The following is a 21,288-nucleotide window of genomic DNA, read 5'->3' on the forward strand; positions in this document are numbered from 1 at the left end:
CCTATGACATGCCAAGACGCACTGACATCAAGTCGATCCTGATCATCGGGGCCGGCCCCATCGTCATTGGCCAGGCCTGCGAGTTCGACTATTCCGGAACCCAGGCCTGCAAGGCGCTGAAGGAGGAAGGCTTCCGCGTCATCCTGGTCAATTCCAACCCGGCCACCATCATGACCGACCCGGAACTGGCCGACGCCACCTATATCGAGCCGATCACGCCGGAGGTGGTCGCCAAGATCATCGCCAAGGAGCGGCCGGACGCGCTGCTGCCGACCATGGGCGGCCAGACCGCGCTCAACACCGCTTTGTCGCTGCGCCGCATGGGCGTGCTCGACCGCTACAATGTCGAGATGATCGGCGCCGACGCCACGGCCATCGACAAGGCCGAGGACCGCGCGCTATTCCGCGAGGCGATGAGCAAGATCGGGCTGGAAACGCCGAAGTCGATGCTGGCCAACGCCACCGACGTCAAGAACGCCGACCGCAAGACGCACGAGGCGGAGCGCGCCGCGCTCAAGGCCGAGAAGCCTGACAATCTCGACGCCGAACTCGACGCGCTGGAAACCCGCTGGAACCTCGGCGAAGGCGACCGCAAGCAGCGCTATATCAGCCATGCCATGGCGATCGCCGCCCAGGCGCTCGACCATGTCGGCCTGCCCGCCATCATCCGCCCCTCCTTCACCATGGGCGGCACAGGCGGCGGCATCGCCTACAACAGGGCCGAATTCTACGACATCGTCCAGTCCGGCCTCGACGCCTCGCCGACCACCGAAGTGCTGATCGAGGAGAGCGTGCTCGGCTGGAAGGAATACGAGATGGAGGTCGTCCGCGACAAGGCGGACAATTGCATCATCGTCTGCTCGATCGAGAACATCGACCCGATGGGCGTGCACACCGGGGACTCGATCACCGTCGCCCCTGCCCTCACGCTGACAGACAAAGAATACCAGATGATGCGCAACGCCTCGATCGCGGTGCTGCGCGAGATCGGCGTCGAGACCGGCGGCTCCAATGTGCAGTTTGCCGTCAATCCGGCCGATGGCCGCCTCGTCGTCATCGAGATGAACCCGCGCGTCTCGCGCTCGTCGGCGCTCGCCTCCAAGGCGACCGGCTTCCCGATCGCCAAGATCGCGGCCAAGCTCGCCGTCGGCTACACGCTGGACGAGCTGGAGAACGACATCACCGGCGGCGCCACGCCCGCCTCCTTCGAGCCGTCGATCGATTACGTGGTGACGAAGATCCCGCGCTTTGCCTTCGAGAAATTCCCCGGCGCTGAGCCGGTGCTGACGACAGCCATGAAGTCGGTCGGCGAGGTCATGGCCATTGGCCGCACCTTCCAGGAATCGCTGCAGAAGGCGCTGCGCGGCCTGGAAACCGGGCTCACCGGCCTCGACGAGATCGAGATCCCCGGCCTCGGCCATGGGGCGGCAGTTGCCAACCACGCCGACGACCGCAACGCGATCCGCGCGGCACTCGGCACGCCGACGCCGGACCGGCTGCGCATGGTGGCGCAGGCGATCCGCATGGGCACCTCGCTGGAAGACGTGCACGCAATGTGCAAGATCGACCCGTGGTTCCTCGAACAGATCGCCGGCATCCTGGCCATGGAAGCCCGCATCCGCGAGCACGGCATTCCGCAGGACGCCGTCAATCTGCGCATGCTGAAGGCCATGGGTTTCTCCGACGCTCGCCTGGCGTCGCTGACCAGGACCGATGCCGAAGTGGTCGCGAAAATCCGCGACAAGCTCGACGTTCATCCCGTCTACAAGCGCATCGACACGTGCGCGGCCGAGTTCGCCTCGCCCACCGCCTACATGTACTCGACCTACGAAGTGCCGTTTGCCGGCGCGCTCGCCAACGAGGCGCAGGTCTCGTCGCGCAAGAAGGTCGTCATCCTCGGCGGCGGCCCGAACCGCATCGGCCAGGGCATCGAGTTCGACTATTGCTGCTGCCATGCTGCCTTCGCACTGCGCGATGCCGGCTATGAAGCGATCATGATCAACTGCAACCCGGAGACGGTCTCGACCGACTACGACACGTCGGACCGGCTCTATTTCGATCCGCTGACGGCGGAGGACGTGCTGGAGATCCTGCGCGCCGAGCAGGCCTCGGGCGAACTGGTGGGCGTCATCGTCCAGTTCGGCGGCCAGACGCCGCTGAAGCTGGCCGACGCGCTGGAGAAGGCCGGCATCCCGATCCTCGGCACCTCGCCCGACATGATCGATCTGGCCGAAGACCGCGACCGCTTCCAGAAGCTCCTGCACAAGCTCGGCCTCAGCCAGCCGAAGAACGGCATCGCCTATTCGGTCGAGCAGGCCCGCCTCGTCGCCGGCGAGCTCGGTTTCCCCTTGGTGGTGCGCCCGTCCTATGTGCTCGGCGGCCGCGCCATGCAGATTATCCATGACGAGAGCATGCTGCAGTCCTACCTGCTCGACACCGTGCCCGGCCTGGTGCCGGAGGACATCAAGCAGAAATACCCCAACGACAAGACGGGCCAGATCAATACGCTCTTGGGCAAGAACCCGCTGCTGTTCGACACCTACCTGTCAGGCGCCATCGAGGTCGATGTCGACTGCCTCTGCGACGGCAAGGCGACCTTCGTCTCCGGCATCCTGGAGCACATCGAGGAGGCCGGCATCCATTCGGGCGACTCGGCCTGCTCGCTGCCGGTTCATTCACTGCCTTCGGAGCTGGTCGACGAGCTTGAACGCCAGACGGCGGCGCTTGCCCGCGCGCTCAATGTCGGCGGCTTGATGAACGTGCAGTACGCGATCAAGGACGGCACGGTCTATGTGCTGGAGGTCAACCCGCGCGCGTCGCGCACGGTCCCCTTCGTCGCCAAGACCATCGGTCGTCCCATCGCGAAAATCGCCGCCCGCATCATGGCCGGCGAGACGCTGGAAGACGCCTTCGCCCATTATGGCGCGATGCCCGACCCCAGAAATCCCGGCCACATCGCGGTCAAGGAAGCCGTCTTCCCCTTCGCCCGCTTCCCCGGCGTCGACATCCTTCTCGGCCCGGAAATGCGCTCGACCGGCGAGGTCATGGGCCTCGACCGCGATTTTGCCCTCGCCTTCGCCAAGAGCCAGCTCGGCGCCGGCGTCGACCTGCCGCGCTCCGGCACGCTGTTCGTCTCGGTGCGCGACGAGGACAAGAAAGGCATATTGCCGGCGGTCAAGCGCCTCGCCGGCCTCGGCTTCAAGGTGCTGGCGACGTCAGGCACGCAGCGCTTCCTCGCCGAAAACGGCGTGGTGGCCGAAAAGATCAACAAGGTGCTCGAAGGCCGCCCCCACATCGAGGACGCCATCCGCAACCGCCAGGTGCAGATCGTCTTCAACACGACGGACGGCCAGAAGGCGGTGTCGGATTCGAAGTCGCTGCGGCGGGCGACGCTGATGCAGAAGGTGCCGTATTACACGACGCTGTCGGGTGCGGCCGCAGTGGCCGAGGCGATTGCCGCGCTGAAGGCAGGGAGTTTGGAAGTCAGGCCGTTGCAGGAGTATTTTGCGTGAGGAGTTCCTGACTCCTCTTCCGCGATGCCTCCGCCATAGCGAAGCCGCTTTGCGAGGAAGACCGAGAGCATCCTCACCCAAGTAACAGCAGACTTGGACAAAACTACTTAGAAGTATTCGTCCCACCTACTGGTAATCCATCTAATCTTCCACAATTGCGCCGCAGCTTTCTTACGCTCAGATCGCGTAAACTTTACGTTTCGGTTTTCATCATAAAAATAAACAGATTTCTCAAGAAGCCTCCCAAAATTAGCGTCATTCTTCACATAATCTTTAGATACATTTGGAAGCCACCCCTTCTGCGCAATCTCGTAGGCGAAGAGCCACATACCTGAGCGTAACCCCTCAGCATCGGCAAAGGATTGCCAATATTTTAGATTTAATCCTTTCGGCAGAAGTCCCAAATTTTGCAAATCAATGACAATCAGCGCACACACGGGACTCGTCATATTTAGAACTGGTATCACTTCCTTGCCGCTCAGAGAAATCTTAAGAGCTTTGCACATAAATAAAGCCCAACTGACCTCGTAGTCAAAACCAAGAGGAGAATATTGTTTAATTATATCGATAACTAAAGATTTTGCCTTAGTCATATCAACGCCATGACCCCTAAGAGCCATATCATGATTTCTCTCGATAAGTATCTGAGCCACAGCCGCGAGGGAGTTAGAATTATATCGGGCGCAGCGATAAAGATAATTCTCATACTGCGCCCACTCGTCATCTTCTAAGGAAAATGACCGAGAACGCTTCACCGCATAAGTGAGGACGTTGTCCCTTTCATGATCCGAGGAAAGATAGAAAGCATTTTTGAAATAATCCTCTAGCGCCTCCAGTTTTCGCTTTGTTCCATGCGATATTCGATAATTTCTCAAAATTGACACCCACTCCGGGTGAAAACGTTCTCCTTTTCCAATCACCTTTGTCTTATCGATATTTATCTCTAGTCCAAATTCCGAAAAAGCCGAGGCAACATGGGAAACAAACTGCTCAGGATTGTCTGCAGTTCCAAGCCCGACGACGATATCGTCGACGTAACGAACTGCCTTAGACGAGAAAGATTTGATTTTCTCGGAGATACATTTCTCAATCGCGACGCAAATAATTTCAGAAAGGATTCGAGAGGTATCCGGGCCGATTGGCAGTCCAATGGAATGATTTTCTTGGCAATACCTCACCAACTTGTCTAGGCGATCACCCAAGCTTCCTTTGTAAGATTTGTGAAGATTCGTCTTAACGAACTTCTTTGTATAGAGAGCCCATCCTAGCGAATGGGTATAAACCGTAGGATAGAATCTGGAGATATCGACCCTGACGCACTTGTCGTGCAACGCTTGAAGTCCCGATATCTCTGCCTCCACGTGATCAAAATCTATCCCAAATAATGCACGAGGCCCAGAAATATCGAAAATAGGTCTAAACTCCGACGTGACCGACTGCCGAAGGAATTGCCGAATTTCGATCCAATGATCGCCCAGCTCTCTCGCCAAGAAGAAATAATTTATGGGATTTGGTATGCCGAGAGTTCGGCGAGCCGAATTGTGACGGGGGATCGAATATCGAGCATATGCGGAATGTTGTACATTCGGGTCGAGATTTTTTTTGAAATAAGATCGAAATTTCGCAAATTCTGAACTTACAAATGGCGGCGGTAGCTCCTCGGGTAGATACCCAGCCTCTAGGAGACGCTTTAGACGAATGTCTTTGTTCGGCAGCTTGGCCATACGAACCAATCCTAGGGTCGACAGCTATTGATCCCTTGGATTGAGGACTAGCTCGTAGCCTCAGCGATAACTACTTTAGCGGCCTTGCTCTTGGCCCTGTCCAACTTGTTCATGGCCTTTCGCATTCTGGCTACCGCCTCCTTCGCCTTGTCGCCTTCGATCGTATCCCGCTTGATTACTTCATTTTCAATCAACTGAGACAGGTTCTCGTTGCCGACCTTGATATCGGGAAACAGCTTCCGGATCTCGCGACGCACCACCGAAATTACAGCTTCGGACCTGATGATCGCCGAAACCGTAAACTTGTTGAACAACTGGGCCTGCTGATGAAAGGCATCCATCGCATCGGTTGTCAGCCCCTCCTTGGCGTATAGGAAAAGGCACTGCAGATGATCCTCTTTTTTGGGATTCATATCAGCGAGGACGATGCGGCAAACTTCTTCGTGGCTGATCTGATTTGCCACATAGATACGGACCAGTCTCCATTCGACTGCATTCGTCAGGATGACCCAGTGAATGCCTTGGTGAGCCCCGTAGTCGATAACTTGCCTCAGGTGATTATCAGCCAGGCTGCTGCCTGCTGATTTCACTTCGACAAGCAATCGCAGTTTTCCCGCGATCTTGATCGCGAGATCACAGTATGTCGCCTTGATCTGATGTTCCGACGTTAGTTCGTCATATTTATCGTAACCGAAAACGTCGGCCAAGATATCCTTGACCAACGTAACCGTGTCGGCCTCCGCGACATCGGATTTTTGCTGCGCCAGCGTGATCCGCTGATACTTCTTGAGACTCGACGCAACTCGCTCGATAAATTTCTTCGGTAATTTGTTCAATGACTCGCCCTCCCTATCCCGGAGAGAGTTGAGACGAGTTTACTTGAAAGACAAGCAAAAACTTATGTTAGGACGCACCGGCCCTACGCAGGCTCAGGGCATTCGAAGCTCTAAAAGCCAAGCAATTGGCCTTTCGTCCGCTGCGCGGACCGCCTCTCACCCTCACGCGACAGCCACACACTCGATCTCGATATCAAACTCCATCGGCCAGGACGCCACCGGCACAAACGTCCGCGATGGCGCGTTTTCGGGGAAATGCCTGGCATAGACCCGGTTGATGGCGTTGTAGAAGCCGGCATTGACGGCGTAGATGCGCACCATCACCACATTGTCCAGCGAGGTGCCGGCCGCTTCCAGGCAGTGTTTCAGCGCCTTGAGCGACGCCTCGGTCTGTACCTCGATGTCGCCCTTGACCAGCTTGCCGGTCAAAAGATCGAGCGGTGGCATGCCGGAGACGAAGACCAGCCCGGCAGCCCTGGTCACCAGCGACAATGGCACGCCGAGAGCGCGCACCGCCGCCGACAGCACCGGCACTTCGACGATTTCCTTGGTCATGACGATCTCCCTGTGGTTGCCGCGAGCTTATCGCGCTCCAGGCTGAACGCCAGCGCCCGGCATTGTCGCCCGGAAGCCGCCGCTCAATGGAAACCACGCGTCAGCATGAAGCGGCGTTTTTTGCAGACCCAAAATTTCAGGAAACAACCAGCAGGGATGCTGGTTCGCGAAGGAAAACTCACGCCACCGCTACACACTCGATCTCGATATCGAACTCCATCGGCCAGGACGCCACCGGCACGAAACTCCGCGCCGGCGGGTTGGTGGAGAAATACCTGGCGTATACCCGGTTGATGGCATTGTAGAAGCCGGAATTGACGGCGTAGATGCGCACCATCACCACATTGTCGAGCGAGGTGCCGGCCGCTTCCAGGCAATGTTTCAGCGCCTTCAGCGACGCCTCGGTCTGCACCTCGATGTCGCCGCGCACCATCTCGCCGGTCACCATGTCCACCGGCGGCGTCGCCGAGATGAAGACGAAGCCATTGGCCTTCACCGCTGTCGAACAAGGCAGGCCGAGTGCGCGCACCTTGTCCGACATGACAGGCACTTCGATGACTTGTTTTTTCATGGTGATGCTCCCTGGGTTAGGGGGAGCTTATCGTGGCGGCCAGCGAACGCCAGCGTCGTTCTTCCCTTCTCCCCTTGTGGGGTGAGCAGCCGGTTCGCGAAGCGAATTCATCGTGCCAGTGGCACGATGAAAGGCCGGCGAACGCCGGGACGCTCCGAAGCAGCGGGGACCCGGCAGGTGGATCAGCCTCCCCCGGCCCTTCGCGTGGCTCAGGGCGTTCGAAGCTCGAAAAGCCAAGGGTCAAGCCGCGCCCTAATGCACCGCCGCCAAATCCTTCAAATGCATCTCGTGCATCTTCAGCGTTTCCAGCGTCTTCTTGGCGAATTCCTTCAGCGCCGGGTCGTCGCCGGATTGCGCATAGGTGGAAACCATCGCCACGGCCTGCTTGTGTGCCTGCGTCTGCAAGGTGATGTATTTGGCCTGGAAGGCGTCGCCGTCGAGCGCCTTGAGCTGGTCGAGCATCGCCTGGTCGTTCGGCTCCAACGGCGGGCCTTGCGGGGTGACGGACGCCGTGGTCTGGCTCTTATCAAGCGCCGCCTTGAAATCTTCGCCGGCCTTGGTGTGATCCTTGACCATCAGTGCGGCGAAATCCTTCACATCGGCCGCGACGGCTTTTTTCTCGGCCAGCTTGCCGCTTTCGATCTCGAAGCGGTTGGCGCTGGCCAGGGTCCTGGTGAAGGTTTCGGTGTCGACCTTGTTCTCAGAAACGGGCGGCACGTCGCTGGACGGCTGTTGGGAAAAGGCTGAAGGCGTTCCGGCGAGAAGGGCCAGCATGGCGGTGGCGAGATGCGGTTTCATCGAAGCGCTCCGTGAGAGATGTCCTCGAAGGCCCAACGCGGCAGAGGCGGTGAGGTTGCCGACGCGCCGCTTCTCCAGTCCGAAGGATGAAAAGCGGCCTCACGATTGCAGCCTGACCCCTGCTCTACGGGCGACGAGGCCCCAGCAGGAAGGCCGTCATCGTTGCGCTCACGCACGCCACCGCCAACAACGCAACGACGCCCGAAGCTCCGGTCCTGCGGCGAATTGAAACAAGGTTTTCTGAAGCGGGAGCATTGTGAACCAGTCCGTACAAGTCGGACCTGCTGCCATGCCGAACGGAATAGGCGCGGGTCAACTCCGCACCGAGTAGAAAGATTTCTGATGAATAGTAGACCCAGAGCAGTATGACGAGCAGCCCCCCGGCCGCGCCATATGAGGAAGCGATTGCACTTGTGCCGATATACCAACCGATAAGCGACTTCCCCAACGTGAACAGAGCGGCGGTGACGACAGCGCCGATCCAGACATCCCGCCATTCCAAGGCACGGTCCGGCAGGACTTTGTAGATCGCGGCAAACATCACGGTGATCAGGGAAAAGGATATCAGGGTGTTGATCGCGCTCAGAACAAATTCGCCGAACGGCAATTGAGCGCTGATCAAATTGCCCAAAGCCGAGATCGCCGCGCTCGCCACCAAAGAGACCAGCAACATAAAGCCGAGGGCGGCGACCAGGCCAAGACTTGCCGCACGGGCGCGCAAGAGCCGCGACAGCGAACTCCCTTTCGCTTCAACCTTCCATATTGCATTCAGGGCCTGCTGCATCTCGCCGAACACCGCGGAGGCGGTGACGAGCAAAGTGGCCGTGCCGATGATGGCCGCCAAGGCCCCCGATGATTTGCTGGATGCCCCTTCGAGCGCGGTTTGAAGGACCGCCGCGCTGTCTGAACCCATCAGCCCCGAGATCTGAGCAGACAAAGCCAACTGCGCTGCGTCATGCCCAAACGCAATGCCTGCTATCGCGACGACAATTATCAGAACCGGGGCCAGCGACGTGGCGGCATAAAAGGCCATCGCCGCGCCGTGGCTAAGGGCATTGTCGTTGACAAAGCCAACCAGGCTTTCTCGCACCAAGTCCCACAGGCTGCTGACTGTTGTCGGTCGCATTTCGAATCCGTGAAGGGGGTCGAAACCGTCTCCTATCAATGCGGCGGGCCTTCCGATGTTCCGGCCGAAGCAGGCACCAGCCCCGCCTGGCGCGTCGAGCAGGTGGGATAGCGACCACTTGCCGAAAGCCATTCCAAGCTGAAGCGCGGCGACTGAAGCCGAAACGTCCTGATGTCAGTGACAGCACGCCTCGCCATACTGCAGCTGCTCATTCCAATCCGGCCGGCCCTCCGGCGTGAAATCCATCAGGTTCCACAGGATCTCGCAGGTGCCGATGGCGCGCGGGTCCTGGCCGGGCTCCGGCGGCGCGAAGCCGAGCTCGGACGACCAGAAATGGCGGATAGCGTCGCCGTCACGGTGAAACACCGACAGCAGCGGGATCTGCGCGCCGCCGGCATCCTCGGCATTGTAGTCGCGCTTGAAGCTGTTGGCGGCCGACGACACCAGCCGCATGTTCTTCCAGCCACGATCGCGGCTGAGCGTAACGAGATTTTCCAGCGCGGTTTTCGCCACAACCGCAAAATTGAAGCCGGCGGCTTCGAGATGGCCGACGGCCCCGTCCCACTGGTCGAGCAGCGCCGTGCAGGACGGGCATGGCTGGTCCGGCCGGGCGAGCTTGGCCGTGCCGCCGCTCGCCGCCACGTCGCGCGTTTCCTGGGGATGGCGCGGAAACATCATCTGGTAGAGGATGAGTGAATCCTTGCCCGGCGCGAACAGTTCCGACAGTTTTGTCTTCGCCGGCCTGCCGTCGGCACCGAGCGCATCGAAGACATAGTCCTGGCGGATCAGCCCGCCCGGCGGCAGCGCGCGCCGCGCCTCGGCCACGGCTTCCATGGCGCGGCGCAGCTCGATTTCCTTCTTCAGAAGCTTTTCGCGGGCGGTGCGATATTTCGCGGATTCGTTGGGAAAGGTGATCATGATCGGCTCCCTTAAGTCGGCGCCGGCGTCCCGGCGCTGTTGTTCTGCGACCCAAGGACGTTTGGCGACGACCGGTTCCCGACATTTCTTCGGATGGCGCGGCGATTCATTGCAAGGGAACCTCCCAGGCTTCCCGGCATTCTCACGGCAAGGTAAAGCGAGCCGTGGGGGACAAAATGCACGAAGCCGACGAGATTGACCTGCGCTGCCCGCAAGTGGTGGCCGACAATGCGGCCAAGGGCTTGCGGCTGCGCGGAGAGTTCGGCCGTGGCGGCACCGAGATCGGCGTGGCGCGGGTGACCGAAATGAAGAACCGCGAGAAGCTCGCCCCCTCCATCATCCGCCGCATGGTCAGCTACTTTGCCCGCCACGAGGTCGACAAGCGCGGCAAGAATTACGGCAATGAGGACAACCCGTCGGCCGGCTATATCGCCTGGCTGCTGTGGGGTGGCGATGAGGGCCGCGCCTGGGCGCTGGAGATCAAGCAGAAGATCGGCAACGCGCCGGATATTTAGGGAGAAGATCGCGCATGAAGGCAGGCCCCGAAACCCCAGCGCGGGACCTGCCTTGGAGGCGCCGACACATGCCGGTGCGGCTTCCTCCTGTGCCCAGCTGATCGACGATCCAGATCAGCCGTTTGGCGTCATGACGCTTCGTTAGCATGGACCGACGGCCGCTTATGTGAAGCTGTTCACATTGCGCCGGGTTTTCCGCTCGGCGGCGGGAAAATCGGCCGGCACCAACCGGCAGGAAGCGATCGGCCCTTTAGCCTTCCCAGGCTACCGGCATCATCCCCAGCCGCTCGTAGAGCCGCACGGCGGCGGCATTCTCGACCGTGTTGGTCTTGAGGTCGACATGGGCCGCAGCACGGTCGCGAAAAGTGGCGAAGGCTTGCCACATCAGCGCCTCGCCGATGCCCTTGCCGCGTGCCTCGGGGTGAACGGCGAGATCCTTGATGAAAGCAGACGTCCAGCACAGCGCCGCTGCCGCCAGCCGGCCCTTGCCGTCGATGACGAGGAAGCACAGCGCCGGGTCGAATTCGGGATCATCCGATATGCGTGGCCACCATTCGTCGAACGGGCCGTCGGCGCCGTCGTCGAACACCTCGCTCAGCAGCGCATGAAGGGGTCGTGCGTCGCCTGGCTCGAAGCAGCGCATGGCAAAACCTTCCGGCCAGTGCGGTGCAACGAGCGTCTCGTCGAGGATCTTGCGCAGCCGGATGTCGTTGAGGGCCGGCGGGCGCGGTTCAGGCATCGCGCTCAGGCGTCGGGCTGCGGACGTCGCTTGCGGTCGACACCGAGGCCGGTCGCCTCGAGCAGGCCCTTGCGCTTGGCGTCGAAATAATAGCCGGTCTGGTAGAGCCAGTCGGCCTTCTTGGCGTTGCCGCCGGCCACCAGCCAGGCGCCGCGCAGATATTTGACCGCGTATTTCAGATTGGTCTCGGCGTCGAACAGGCCCTTGGCCGGCCCGTCATAGCCCATGCCGCGCGCCGTCGCGTGCTTGATCTGCATCAGCCCCCAATGGCCATTGTTGTAAGCCTTGGGATTGAAGGTGCTCTCGCGGTTGACGACATGGCGCACCAGATCCACCGGCACCTGGTAGAGCGCGGCGTATTTGACGATCAGACGGTCGACATCGCCACGCATGCCCGTGTGCTCTTCCTGCGCCGGACCAACCGGCGCGGAGGGGAACTGCACCAGGGAAGCCGGGTTCTGCGGCACCACATAGCCGACCTGTTGCACCCCGGGCAGTTTCTGGCCGCCGCCGGCGACCGCCGGCACAATGAGCCCGGCGGTGGTGTAGGTCTCAGCCGTTTGAGCCGCCTTGACGGGCTTACCCGCCCTGGCCGGCGGCGGCGCCTGCCAGGCGTTGGCGGTCATGACAGCGGGCACGGCGGGTGCGGCCGGCGTGGAGCCGGCAAAGGCGGCGGTCGCCATGGCCGGCTGGGCGGCGGGATCAAGCGCCGGCGCGGTCGCCGGCGTCAATTCGGCGGTCTGGACGGGCGGAATACCCGAGGATTGCGGCAGCACCGAAACCGTCTCAGGCAGCGGTATGGTGAAGCCGGCATCGCTGCCGGCAACGGTCGCGGTTTCGGTCAGGGACGGCGCAGGCTTCATCTGCGAGGTCGAGGTGCAGCCGCTGATGCCGGCTGCTGCCACGATCACGCCGATCGCGATAAGGGTTTGTTTTGCTGGCAAGCCGCGCTCGGGTCCGGTTCGTCGGGGTGTTAAGAAATCCCTTACACCAGCGATTCCAGGGTAGCAATCGGGGCCATCTGGTGGTTTTCGGGTGGCGAGACGCGGGCGGTGATGCCATATTGTTCCTGATATGTACCGGCAGGAATCCCGGATTTCGCCACTTTGCGGAAAGGAGCGCATCATGGAAACGACACCGTCGATCACAGCTGGCCACGCAGTGTTAGAAACAGTGATCGGTTTCATGGGCATCGCCTGGAGCGAAAAGGGCCTGATCCGGCTCTGCCTGCCCGAACGCAGCCGTGAATCAGTGGAGCGGCGGCTGATGCGCCATAGCGGTGTTTCCGCCTCCACGGCGCAGCCGCCATGGGTGGTCGAGCTGATCGCCTCGATCAAGGCATACGCCGCCGGCGAGGACGTCGATTTCTCCGACGTTCCGGTCGATCTCGACGGCGTCGACGATTTCCGCCTGGCCATTTACGACGCGGCACGCAAACTCAGCTATGGCGAGACCACCACCTATGGCGAACTCGCCAAGCGCGCCGGCCATGCCGGCCTGCCACGCGAAACCGGCGCCGCCCTCGGCGCCAACCCCGTGCCGCTGGTCATCCCCTGCCACCGCATCCTGGCGGCCGGCGGCAAGATCGGCGGCTTCTCGGCGCCAGGCGGCTCCGTCACCAAGGAGAAGATGCTGGCCATGGAAGGCGTGCGCGTCGGCCCGCCGCCACCGGCGCAGGTATCCTTCGGCTTCTGAGCCGCCGGCGCGGACGCTGCCCCTACTTGGCGTCGCCCTAATTGTTGTGGAAAAATCGCCGGCGGAAATGCCGGTCATTGTCCGGCCGCTTGCAGTTGTAGACCGGGCAGGAACTGGTGTCGGCGCTCGGCACATAGGCGCGCGTCCGCACCTCGCCCATGGTGCAGAATTGCTGGCTCTGCACATAGCGGTCGTAGAGCGGCAGCCCGGGCACGCGTTTCGACTGGTAGCGCAGGATGACCGCGCCTTGCCTGGCGATCGTCGACTGCACCTTGCCGCAGCTCATATGCGTCGGGTCATAGCGCGAGATCGCCTGCGCCTCGGCGGCCACCAGCGTCAGACAGGCGGCAAGCACTATGGTTTTCATGGTTTCCTCCCCTGATCCGCCGCCCACGGACAGCGCGATCTGCCGCGACGGTTCCACCAGATTGGGGCGGCCGTTGGGCAGGCCTTCAATCACAGCTTTCTCACGCAGTCTTGTTTTTGGAACGAAAGCAGCCTATATCAGCCCCATTGATATTTCGGCCGATCGATCCGGGCCTCGCGATCTTCGCGTTTGCTGACGTCTATCTCCAAAATCTCGATGCACACCGGCTGGACTTCGGTCCGGTCAAACCAAAGCAAATGCAAGGACTATTTTTATGGCAACTGGAACGGTCAAGTGGTTCAACGCCACCAAGGGCTTCGGCTTCATCCAGCCTGACGCGGGCGGCGCGGACGTTTTCGTCCACATCTCCGCTGTCGAGCGCGCTGGACTGTCGACCCTGGTCGAAGGCCAGAAGATCAACTTCGAGATCGAGCAGGACCGCCGCACTGGCAAGTCGTCCGCTGGATCTCTGAGCAAGGCAGCCTGATTTTGCGAATGGCGCGCGCCGGGCGAGAGCTCGGGGCGCGCGGCAAGTCACGGATGTACTGACGGTCGCGCGAGAAGCGGGCCCGGAGCGGAAAGACCCGACAAGCTGGAACAGCAGATAGCTGCCAGCCCGGACCGGACGCTCCCAATCAGGCTACCAAGCATGGGAAGGCGGGATTTATCCCGCCTTTTTGTTTGTCTGGGTTCAGCCATTTAACTTTGCAACCCCGATGATCGAGGCCGATGCAAAGGCAGGTCGACTGGACGAGTTTGCCAAAAAGGCGTTGGCCGAAGTTCGAGCCGGAAACTTTCGACGTCTTTAGCCGCAGCGCCGAGGCCTTTTCAAGAATTCGCTCTGGCGAGTCAGATAGCGTGGTTTTCGAAAACGGGGGCGGAGCGTACGTTTAAGACGTGAGCACCGGAAGCGCAGAAAACCGCGCTAGGTGGCCGCCGGAGTAGAATAATTGAGAAGGTCTCAACCCACCCACTCGATTGGCACGTGCCCCGGATCCGCCTCGACGCGGCCAAGCCAGGCCACGACAGCCGGATAGGCGTCGAGCTGGAAGCCGCCCTGCTCGGCCGTGTGCGTGTAGGCATAGAGCGCGATGTCGGCGACGCTGAAGGCAGTGCCGGCGAAGAAGGCGTTGTTCTCCAGATATCTGTTCATCACGCCGAGCGCCTTGTGGCCGCGCTCCAGCGTCATCGCCAGCCGCTCGGGCGTCGCATCCCTGGCGCGTTCGGGAAAGGTCAGGAGGGCCTTGCGCACGGCGATATAGGGCTCGTGGCTGTATTGCTCGAAGAACAGCCATTGATAGGCGAGCCCACGTTCATACTTGTCCGCCGGCAGGAAGCGCGTGCCTTCGGCGAGATAGAGCAGGATGGCGTTGGACTCGGCCAGCCGGCGGCCGTCGTCGAGTTCGAGCAGCGGCACCATGGCATTCGGGTTCTTGGCAACGAAATCGGCTTTGCGCGTGTCGCCGGTATGCGAACTCACCTCGATCGTGGTGAAGGCGAGGCCAAGCTTGGCCATCAGCAGGCGCGGCTTGTAGCAATTGCCGCTGTCGATCATGCTGTAGAGTATCATGGATCGGTCCCCAGAGCTGCCCTGACCAGGCGATTATCGCAGCCGCCGTGCCTTCAACCAATGATTTGTTTTGGTGGGACAATCAGCGGCGCTGATGAGAGCATCCTTCTCCCCGTAGAACGGGGAGAAGGACGCTGTGGCACCGCTTTCGCCAGTCGCCGAAGTCGCTTAGCCGAACAGCGGCACGACATTGTTCTCCCTGCCCAGCAGCGCATCGATAACGAGCGGTTCTTCGTTGAAGATGGTGCCGGCCAGCGCCGGCCGTGCGAGAAGATAGCCCTGCAGCAGGTCGACGCCGCCGTCGAGCGCGACGCGCAGATGGACGGGCTGCTCGATGCCTTCGACAAGCACCCTGGCGCCGCGGTCATGCAGGCTGGAGACCAGCGGGCGGAAGAAGCGTTCGGCGGCGGCATGGCGGCAGAATTCCGCGAACCAGCCGCCATCGATCTTGACGATGTCGGGCTGAAGCAGGCTCACCCGCTCCTCGGTCGAATGGCCGGTACCGAAATCGTCGATGGCGATGCGGATGCCGTCGCGCCGCATTTCACGCACCAGGTGGGCCAGAAGCGCTTCGTCCGCCGCCTGTTCGGTGATTTCGCAGACCAGCATGCCGGGGGCGAGGCCGAGTTCGCCGAGATGCCGGCTCATCAGCCTGATCTCGGCCAGCGCCCGCCCGGAATGGTCGTTGACCATCGGATTGTAGTTGAAGAACAGATCGAGCCCGTCGACGCCGATATTGTGGAAATTCCTGAGATGCAGCACCCGGCACATGGTCTCGACAAACACCCGGTCCTCCGGGGCAACGCTTTCGAAGAACGCCCGCGCCGACCCTGCCCTGCCGGCGCGGTGCGGCTCGATCAGGCCCTCGACCGCCACTGCGTGCAGCGAACGCCCAAGCGGCGCGAAGATCGGCTGGTAGGCGCTGCGCAGGCGGAACTCGCCATGGACGCCGTATTCGATGCCGATCTCGTCAACGAAGATCGCCTCGCCGACATTGCGCCGCCGCTCGATCCTCATGGCGCGACCCTGCGCCCGAAGGCTTTTGCCGGCCGCGCCGTACGCGGAGCGACGGTGGAGGCAGTGGACGCATCACTTGCGGCGGCAACCGGGTCCGGAGTTTTCCCGAAAACACGGAAACTCGTCGGCGCCAGTTCCGGCCGCGCCAGCACGAAACCTTGGACCATGGAAGCGCCGGACTTTTCGGCGAGCTCCAGCTGCCACCCTTCCTCGATGCCCTCGAACACCGTGCGGATGCCCTGTTCTTCGAAGCTTTTGACCATCGTCGTCAACAGCGCGAAGCCGGCGCCGGACTCCATCAGCTGCGTGATCCAGGTGGCGTCGAACTTGACGATGTCGGGCCGCAACTCCTTGATGCGGTTGATGTCGGAATCGTCGGCGCCATAGTCATCGACGGCGATGCGAAACCCGTTGCCCTTGAGTGCGGCGACGAAGCTGTGCAGGGTCTCCTGCGATGCCGATCTCTGCTCGGTCACCTCGCACACGACACGGCCCGGATCGATGCCGGCCTCGTGCAGCACCAGCCGCATTTCGCGCAGGGCATTGTCGGCGATCGACCGCTCGGTGAACACCGACGGGTCGAAATTGACGAAGATCGACGCCTCCTGCGGCAGGCAGGCGCCGGCATTGAGCAGATGCAATGTCCTGGTCAGCGCCTCGACATGCAGGCGGTCGGCGGCCGGACAGGTCGAGAAGAAGGCCATCGGCGATTGCGGCTCGCCGTCGCGAAACGGCCGGATCAGCCCTTCGAAGGCGGCAACCGACAGCTTGCCCTCCTTGAACGCGAAGATCGGCTGGAAGGCGCTTTGCAGCGTGTAGATGCCCCAGACACCTGACGAGGTGCCGTCATCATGACGGATGATATGGGCAAGCCCGATGCTGCGCGACAAGGGTTCCCTCGCTCCGCGAAATGGCGGAATGGATTGCGATCCTGCCACTCAAGCCCTTACCGCCCGTTAATGAATTTTTTGTTGCCGCCTACAGGTGGCAATCACGGCTCGGTGAGGCCTGGATCAGCCGACAATGCTTGCACTGAGCGAAATCATGCGACATGAGAAGCGCCGCGGCCGCTCCTGGCCGCGCCGATCTTCCCAAGGAGAGATATCTGGTCATGGCCTTTCTTGCCGACACCCTTTCCCGCGTAAAGCCTTCCGCCACCATCGCGGTGACGCAGAAAGCGCGCGAGCTGAAAAATGCCGGCCGTGACATTATCGGCCTCGGCGCCGGCGAACCGGATTTCGACACGCCCGACAACATCAAGAATGCGGCGATCGAAGCCATCCGCCGTGGCGAAACCAAGTACCCGCCGGTTTCGGGCATTGTGCCGCTGCGCGAGGCGATCGCAAAAAAATTCAAGCGCGAGAACAATCTCGACTACAAGCCCGAGCAGACCATTGTCGGCACCGGCGGCAAGCAGATCCTGTTCAACGCCTTCATGGCGACGCTGAACCCCGGCGACGAGGTCATCATCCCCCGCCCCTACTGGGTCAGCTACCCCGAAATGGTGGCGATCTGCGGCGGCACGTCGGTGTTCGCCGACACCTCGATCGACAATGGCTTCAAGCTGACGGCCGAAGTGCTGGAGAAGGCGATCACGCCGAAGACCAAATGGCTGCTGATGAACTCGCCGTCCAACCCGTCGGGCGCGGCCTACACGCAAGCCGAACTGCGCGCGCTGGCCGACGTGCTGTTGAAGCATCCGCATGTCTGGACGCTGACCGACGACATGTACGAGCACCTGACCTATGGCGACTTCGTCTTCAAGACCATCGCCGAAGTCGAGCCGAAGCTCTATGAGCGCACGCTGACCATGAACGGCGTGTCGAAAGCCTATGCCATGACCGGCTGGCGCATCGGCTATGCAGCCGGTCCGGTCCAGCTGATCAAGGCGATGGACATGATCCAGGGCCAGCAGACCTCGGGCGCCTGCACCATCGCCCAATGGGCTTCCGTCGAGGCGCTCAACGGCCCACAGGACTTCATCGCGAAGAACAAGGCGATCTTCCAGGGGCGGCGCGACCTCGTCGTCTCGATGCTCAACCAGGCCCGCGGCATCACGTGCCCGTCGCCGGAAGGCGCCTTCTATGTCTATCCGTCCTGTGCCCAGCTGATCGGCAAGAAGACCAAGGCCGGCAAGGTGATCGACACCGACGAGGCCTTCTGTTCGGAACTGCTCGAGGCGGAAGGTGTTGCGGTGGTGTTCGGCTCGGCCTTCGGCCTCGGCCCCAACTTCCGCATCTCCTATGCGACCTCGGAGTCGCTGCTGGAGGAAGCCTGCACGCGCATCCAGCGCTTCACGGCATCGCTGACCTGATCGGATCGATCTGGCGACAAAAGAAACCCGGCGCCATCATCGCCGGGTTTTTGTTGGGAGGCGAGGCTGCTTACGCCTGTTGCTTTGCTTGCCTGGCCGAACGCGCCTCGGCCGGCGCTAGGACCATGATCAGCAGAGCGGCGGTGAGGAAGGCGGCAATCGCCGCCGTCAGCATCGCGGCGTGGAAGCCGCCGGCATAGGCGGTGGCGAACAGCCGATGCACGCCACCCGCGCCGATTGCCGCGTCGGTTGCGAAATCATGCCGTGATATGGCGGCACGAGCCACCGCTTCGGCATTGCCGACACCGGCATCGCGGAGATATCCGGTCAACAGGCTCGTCGCCCGCATGCTCATCAAGGCGCCAAGCAGCGCGATGCCGATGGCCAGCCCGCTCTGGCGGGTGGCGTTGATGACGGCCGACACCATTCCGGAGCGCTCGCGTGGCGCGTAGGACATGGCGGCGGCACTGCCGGTCGGGATCGCCAGCGAATTGCCGAGACCGTTGATGATGAACAGGGCGCAGAGCAACGCGTATGGCGTCGACGGCCCGGCCCAGCACATGCCGAGCATAGAAAGCCCGATCAGCACATAGCCCGCCGTCATCAAGAGCGAATGCCCATAGCGGCCGCTCAGCCGGCCGATCCAGGGTGACACGACAATCTGGACAAGGAAGGCCGGCGCCATGCGCAGGCCGGTCTGCGTCGGCGACCAGCCCTGCACCTGCTGCAGGAACATCGAGAAGAAGAAGACGCAGCTGTAGGAGGTGAAGCCGAGTGCGAACGAGGCGACGTTGGCGACGGCAAAGCGCACGTCGCGGAACAGGCCGAGCGGCAGCATGGGCCGTGGCGTGCGCGCCTCGAAGCCAAGGAAGGCCGCCAGGCCAACGACACCGGCAATGATGGCCGTGATGGTCCAGGCATCGCCCCAGCCGTTCTCGCCGGCAGAGATCAGGCCGAAGGTCAGCGCGCCGAGCCACAGGATCGAGAGCGCCAAGCCGACAAGGTCGAGATGGGCATGTTCGGGATGCGCCGTCTCCTCGATCGACACGGCGCCCAGCGTGATGGTGAAAAGGCCGAGCGGCAGATTGATCAGGAAGATGCTCTGCCAGCCGACTGTCTGCACCAGAATGCCGCCCAGCACCGGGCCGACGACCAGAGAAACGGCGGCGAACGCGGCCCAGCCGCCGATGACGCCGGCCCGCTCGCGTGGATCGGAAAAAGCCTGCGTCAGGATCGACAGCGCGCCAGGAATAAGCAGCGAGCCGGCAATGCCTTGCACCACGCGGCCGGCGAGCAGCGCCGGCAAATTGGGCGCGACGGCACAGATCAGCGAACCGGCAACGAAGATGCCGACGCCCGCCAGCCATGAGCGCTTGCGGCCATAGCGGTCACCGATCAGCCCCGACGACAGCATGAAGGCCGACAGGCACAGCGTGTAGGAATCGACCACCCATTGCATGCCGCCGAAATCGGTGTGCAGCGCCTGTTGGATGGTCGGCAGCGCGACATTGACGATGCTGACGTCGAGCAAGGCGACAAACGTGCCGAGATAGACGGCGGCGACGAGCGGCAGGCGGTTCTTCGGCATGGTCTATCCCAACATGAAACATGCAGCCATCTATGCCACTGACCGACGGTCAGTCAATATGGATAAGTTACTTTGGAATCATTATAAAAAGCTTGTCTCGACCGTTAGAAGCAGGTTAATGAAAATCGATAAGCCAGTGCTGCGGAAAGACCCGAACGGTGAGCCGAACCCTATGCCTGTCATTGCCAGGAAGGCACTGAAACCACGCACCAAGCCAGCCGAGGTGCGCCGTGACGATATCTTGCGGGCCGCCACGTCGCTGTTCGTTGCCAAGGGCGTCGGCACCACGACGATCGACGAGATCGCCACCAGGGCCGAAGTCGCCAAAGGCACCTTCTATCTCTACTTCACCTCCAAGGAGGATGTCGTTGCCGCCCTGCGCGAGCGGTTCGTGGCGGGGTTTCGCGCCCGCATCCTGAGCGCCATGGAGGCCTGCCCGACTGATGACTGGACCGGGCGCCTGAAGAGCTTCGTCAGCGCCGGCATCGAGGCCTATCTCGATGACCATCGGCTGCACGACGTCGTCTTCCACGACCATCGCCCCGACCAGCGGCAGATGAAAGGCGACAACCCGCTGCTCGGCGATCTCTCTGCCTTGCTGGCGGCCGGCACGAAAGCCGGCGCCTGGTCCGTCGACGACCAGGACCTCGCCGCGATCGTCCTGTTCAACGGGCTGCACGGCGCAGTCGATCACGCCATCGAAGGTGGCGTGCGCGACGGCAGCGAACTCGCGGCAAACCTTTCCGCGCTGTTCCTGAGCATGGTGCGACCCAAATAGGCCCGCCGTCCGCGGCTGGTCAGGTCTTAGCTGCCATATTGCTCGCCGGAAACCGCCTCCAGCCAGTCGGCATGGACGCCGTCGAGCGCTTCCTGCATGGCAATATGCGCCATCGCCGTCTTCGGCCCGGCACCATGCCAGTGCTTCTCACCGGGCGCGAACCAGATCACGTCGCCTGCCCTGATCTCCTGGACCGGGCCGCCCCATGTCTGGGCAAGCCCGGCGCCCGAGGTGACATAAAGCGTCTGGCCGAGCGGATGTGTGTGCCAGTGGGTGCGCGCCCCCGGTTCGAAGCTGACCAGTGTCGCTCTCAGCCGCGCCGGCGCCTCCGCCTCGATGATCGGCGTCTGCAGAACCCGGCCGGTGAAGTATTTCTCCGGCGCTATGATGGTCGGCACGCTGCCGCAAGCAATGATCTTCATCGTCTGATCCTGAAACTGGTGGTGAAGCGACCGGCGGTAAACGCCGCTGCTCGTCGAGGCAAAAGCATTGTCCGCCGATATCGCCCGAGGCGCAACCGGCCGTTTCGGCTGTCTGGAGGAAGAAGCGGTTTTCTCTCCTTAACCATGAACCTTTCGCGCATGACGGCACGGGGCGAAGCAACGGCGAATTCAATGTCTTCTTAACGGCTCGCCACTAGCCGTGAGCCTGCATTGCGGGGGCCG

21 protein-coding genes are annotated in these 21,288 nt (G+C 61.8%); 6 read left to right on the forward strand and 15 right to left on the reverse strand.

Annotation, left to right across the window (positions count from 1 at the left end; all coding sequences use genetic code 11):
• Nucleotides 1-8 precede the first annotated feature (8 nt).
• A complete protein-coding gene (gene carB, locus D3242_RS14360) occupies nt 9-3,512 on the forward strand; it encodes a carbamoyl-phosphate synthase large subunit (RefSeq protein ID WP_064981626.1) in 3,504 nt (1,167 codons plus the stop codon).
• Between the two features lie 107 nt (nt 3,513-3,619).
• Here the strand turns inward: carB and D3242_RS14365 are convergent, their stop codons facing one another.
• From D3242_RS14365 to D3242_RS14395, 7 genes are all read right to left on the reverse strand, one after another.
• Nucleotides 3,620-5,236, reverse strand: a complete 1,617-nt coding sequence (locus D3242_RS14365; RefSeq protein ID WP_081295862.1) for an RNA-directed DNA polymerase — start codon at nt 5,234-5,236, stop codon at nt 3,620-3,622.
• 47 nt (nt 5,237-5,283) lie between these two features.
• Nucleotides 5,284-6,072: a type I restriction enzyme HsdR N-terminal domain-containing protein gene (locus D3242_RS14370; protein ID WP_064980514.1), complete on the reverse strand. Its 789-nt coding sequence runs from the start codon at nt 6,070-6,072 to the stop codon at nt 5,284-5,286.
• A 162-nt stretch (nt 6,073-6,234) separates the two neighbouring features.
• Nucleotides 6,235-6,627: a RidA family protein gene (locus D3242_RS14375; protein WP_064980515.1), complete on the reverse strand. Its 393-nt coding sequence runs from the start codon at nt 6,625-6,627 to the stop codon at nt 6,235-6,237.
• A 178-nt stretch (nt 6,628-6,805) separates the two neighbouring features.
• Nucleotides 6,806-7,198, reverse strand: coding sequence for a Rid family hydrolase (locus D3242_RS14380; protein WP_064980517.1), 393 nt, complete (start codon nt 7,196-7,198; stop codon nt 6,806-6,808).
• A 252-nt stretch (nt 7,199-7,450) separates the two neighbouring features.
• Entirely contained in the window at nt 7,451-7,996 is a 546-nt protein-coding gene (locus tag D3242_RS14385) for a DUF4142 domain-containing protein (protein ID WP_064980519.1), read from the reverse strand.
• Between the two features lie 124 nt (nt 7,997-8,120).
• A complete protein-coding gene (locus D3242_RS14390; RefSeq protein WP_425374457.1) occupies nt 8,121-9,254 on the reverse strand; it encodes a YihY/virulence factor BrkB family protein in 1,134 nt (377 codons plus the stop codon).
• 42 nt (nt 9,255-9,296) lie between these two features.
• Nucleotides 9,297-10,040 (reverse strand): DUF899 family protein, encoded by a 744-nt coding sequence (locus tag D3242_RS14395; RefSeq protein ID WP_064980521.1) that lies wholly within the window; start codon nt 10,038-10,040, stop codon nt 9,297-9,299.
• A 176-nt stretch (nt 10,041-10,216) separates the two neighbouring features.
• On the opposite strand from D3242_RS14395, the gene D3242_RS14400 reads away from it, so the two are divergent.
• Nucleotides 10,217-10,555: a hypothetical protein gene (locus D3242_RS14400; RefSeq protein WP_064980522.1), complete on the forward strand. Its 339-nt coding sequence runs from the start codon at nt 10,217-10,219 to the stop codon at nt 10,553-10,555.
• A gap of 250 nt (nt 10,556-10,805) precedes the next feature.
• On the opposite strand, the gene D3242_RS14405 is transcribed toward D3242_RS14400, so the two are convergent.
• Entirely contained in the window at nt 10,806-11,294 is a 489-nt protein-coding gene (locus tag D3242_RS14405) for a GNAT family N-acetyltransferase (protein WP_064980523.1), read from the reverse strand.
• 5 nt (nt 11,295-11,299) lie between these two features.
• On the reverse strand, nt 11,300-12,238 hold the full coding sequence (locus D3242_RS14410; protein WP_081295863.1) for a lytic transglycosylase domain-containing protein: 939 nt from the start codon (nt 12,236-12,238) through the stop codon (nt 11,300-11,302).
• A 181-nt stretch (nt 12,239-12,419) separates the two neighbouring features.
• Between D3242_RS14410 and D3242_RS14415 the strand changes: the two genes are divergently transcribed.
• Nucleotides 12,420-12,989 carry a methylated-DNA--[protein]-cysteine S-methyltransferase gene (locus D3242_RS14415; RefSeq protein ID WP_064981630.1) on the forward strand — a complete coding sequence of 190 codons (570 nt, stop codon included), beginning with the start codon at nt 12,420-12,422 and terminating at the stop codon, nt 12,987-12,989.
• Nucleotides 12,990-13,026: 37 nt separating this feature from the next.
• Here D3242_RS14415 and D3242_RS14420 read toward each other — a convergent pair whose 3' ends face one another.
• Nucleotides 13,027-13,356, reverse strand: coding sequence for a hypothetical protein (locus D3242_RS14420; protein WP_027047277.1), 330 nt, complete (start codon nt 13,354-13,356; stop codon nt 13,027-13,029).
• A 274-nt stretch (nt 13,357-13,630) separates the two neighbouring features.
• Here D3242_RS14420 and D3242_RS14425 point away from each other — a divergent pair, with 274 nt between their 5' ends.
• The gene (locus D3242_RS14425) at nt 13,631-13,843 is read left to right on the forward strand and encodes a cold-shock protein (protein WP_010910991.1); all 213 of its coding nucleotides are present in this window, start codon (nt 13,631-13,633) and stop codon (nt 13,841-13,843) included.
• Between the two features lie 474 nt (nt 13,844-14,317).
• On the opposite strand, the gene D3242_RS14430 is transcribed toward D3242_RS14425, so the two are convergent.
• The 3 genes from D3242_RS14430 to D3242_RS14440 all read right to left on the reverse strand — a co-directional run bounded on the left by D3242_RS14430 (nt 14,318) and on the right by D3242_RS14440 (nt 16,833).
• Nucleotides 14,318-14,926, reverse strand: a complete 609-nt coding sequence (locus D3242_RS14430; RefSeq protein WP_038648957.1) for a glutathione S-transferase family protein — start codon at nt 14,924-14,926, stop codon at nt 14,318-14,320.
• Nucleotides 14,927-15,094: 168 nt separating this feature from the next.
• Complete coding sequence (locus tag D3242_RS14435) at nt 15,095-15,943, reverse strand: EAL domain-containing protein (protein WP_064980525.1); 849 nt, start codon at nt 15,941-15,943, stop codon at nt 15,095-15,097.
• Nucleotides 15,940-16,833, reverse strand: a complete 894-nt coding sequence (locus tag D3242_RS14440) for an EAL domain-containing protein (protein WP_038648962.1) — start codon at nt 16,831-16,833, stop codon at nt 15,940-15,942. Before D3242_RS14440 ends, D3242_RS14435 begins: the two co-directional genes overlap by 4 nt.
• Before the next feature lie 221 nt (nt 16,834-17,054).
• On the opposite strand from D3242_RS14440, the gene D3242_RS14445 reads away from it, so the two are divergent.
• Nucleotides 17,055-18,257, forward strand: coding sequence for a pyridoxal phosphate-dependent aminotransferase (locus D3242_RS14445; protein WP_027047279.1), 1,203 nt, complete (start codon nt 17,055-17,057; stop codon nt 18,255-18,257).
• A 70-nt stretch (nt 18,258-18,327) separates the two neighbouring features.
• On the opposite strand, the gene D3242_RS14450 is transcribed toward D3242_RS14445, so the two are convergent.
• A complete protein-coding gene (locus D3242_RS14450) occupies nt 18,328-19,845 on the reverse strand; it encodes an MFS transporter (RefSeq protein WP_064980526.1) in 1,518 nt (505 codons plus the stop codon).
• Between the two features lie 118 nt (nt 19,846-19,963).
• Between D3242_RS14450 and D3242_RS14455 the strand changes: the two genes are divergently transcribed.
• Nucleotides 19,964-20,623, forward strand: a complete 660-nt coding sequence (locus D3242_RS14455) for a TetR/AcrR family transcriptional regulator (protein ID WP_081295864.1) — start codon at nt 19,964-19,966, stop codon at nt 20,621-20,623.
• Between the two features lie 26 nt (nt 20,624-20,649).
• On the opposite strand, the gene D3242_RS14460 is transcribed toward D3242_RS14455, so the two are convergent.
• Complete coding sequence (locus D3242_RS14460; protein WP_019860539.1) at nt 20,650-21,045, reverse strand: (R)-mandelonitrile lyase; 396 nt, start codon at nt 21,043-21,045, stop codon at nt 20,650-20,652.
• Nucleotides 21,046-21,288 lie beyond the last annotated feature (243 nt).

Source organism: Mesorhizobium jarvisii (assembly GCF_003601985.1).
GTDB lineage: Bacteria > Pseudomonadota > Alphaproteobacteria > Rhizobiales > Rhizobiaceae > Mesorhizobium > Mesorhizobium jarvisii.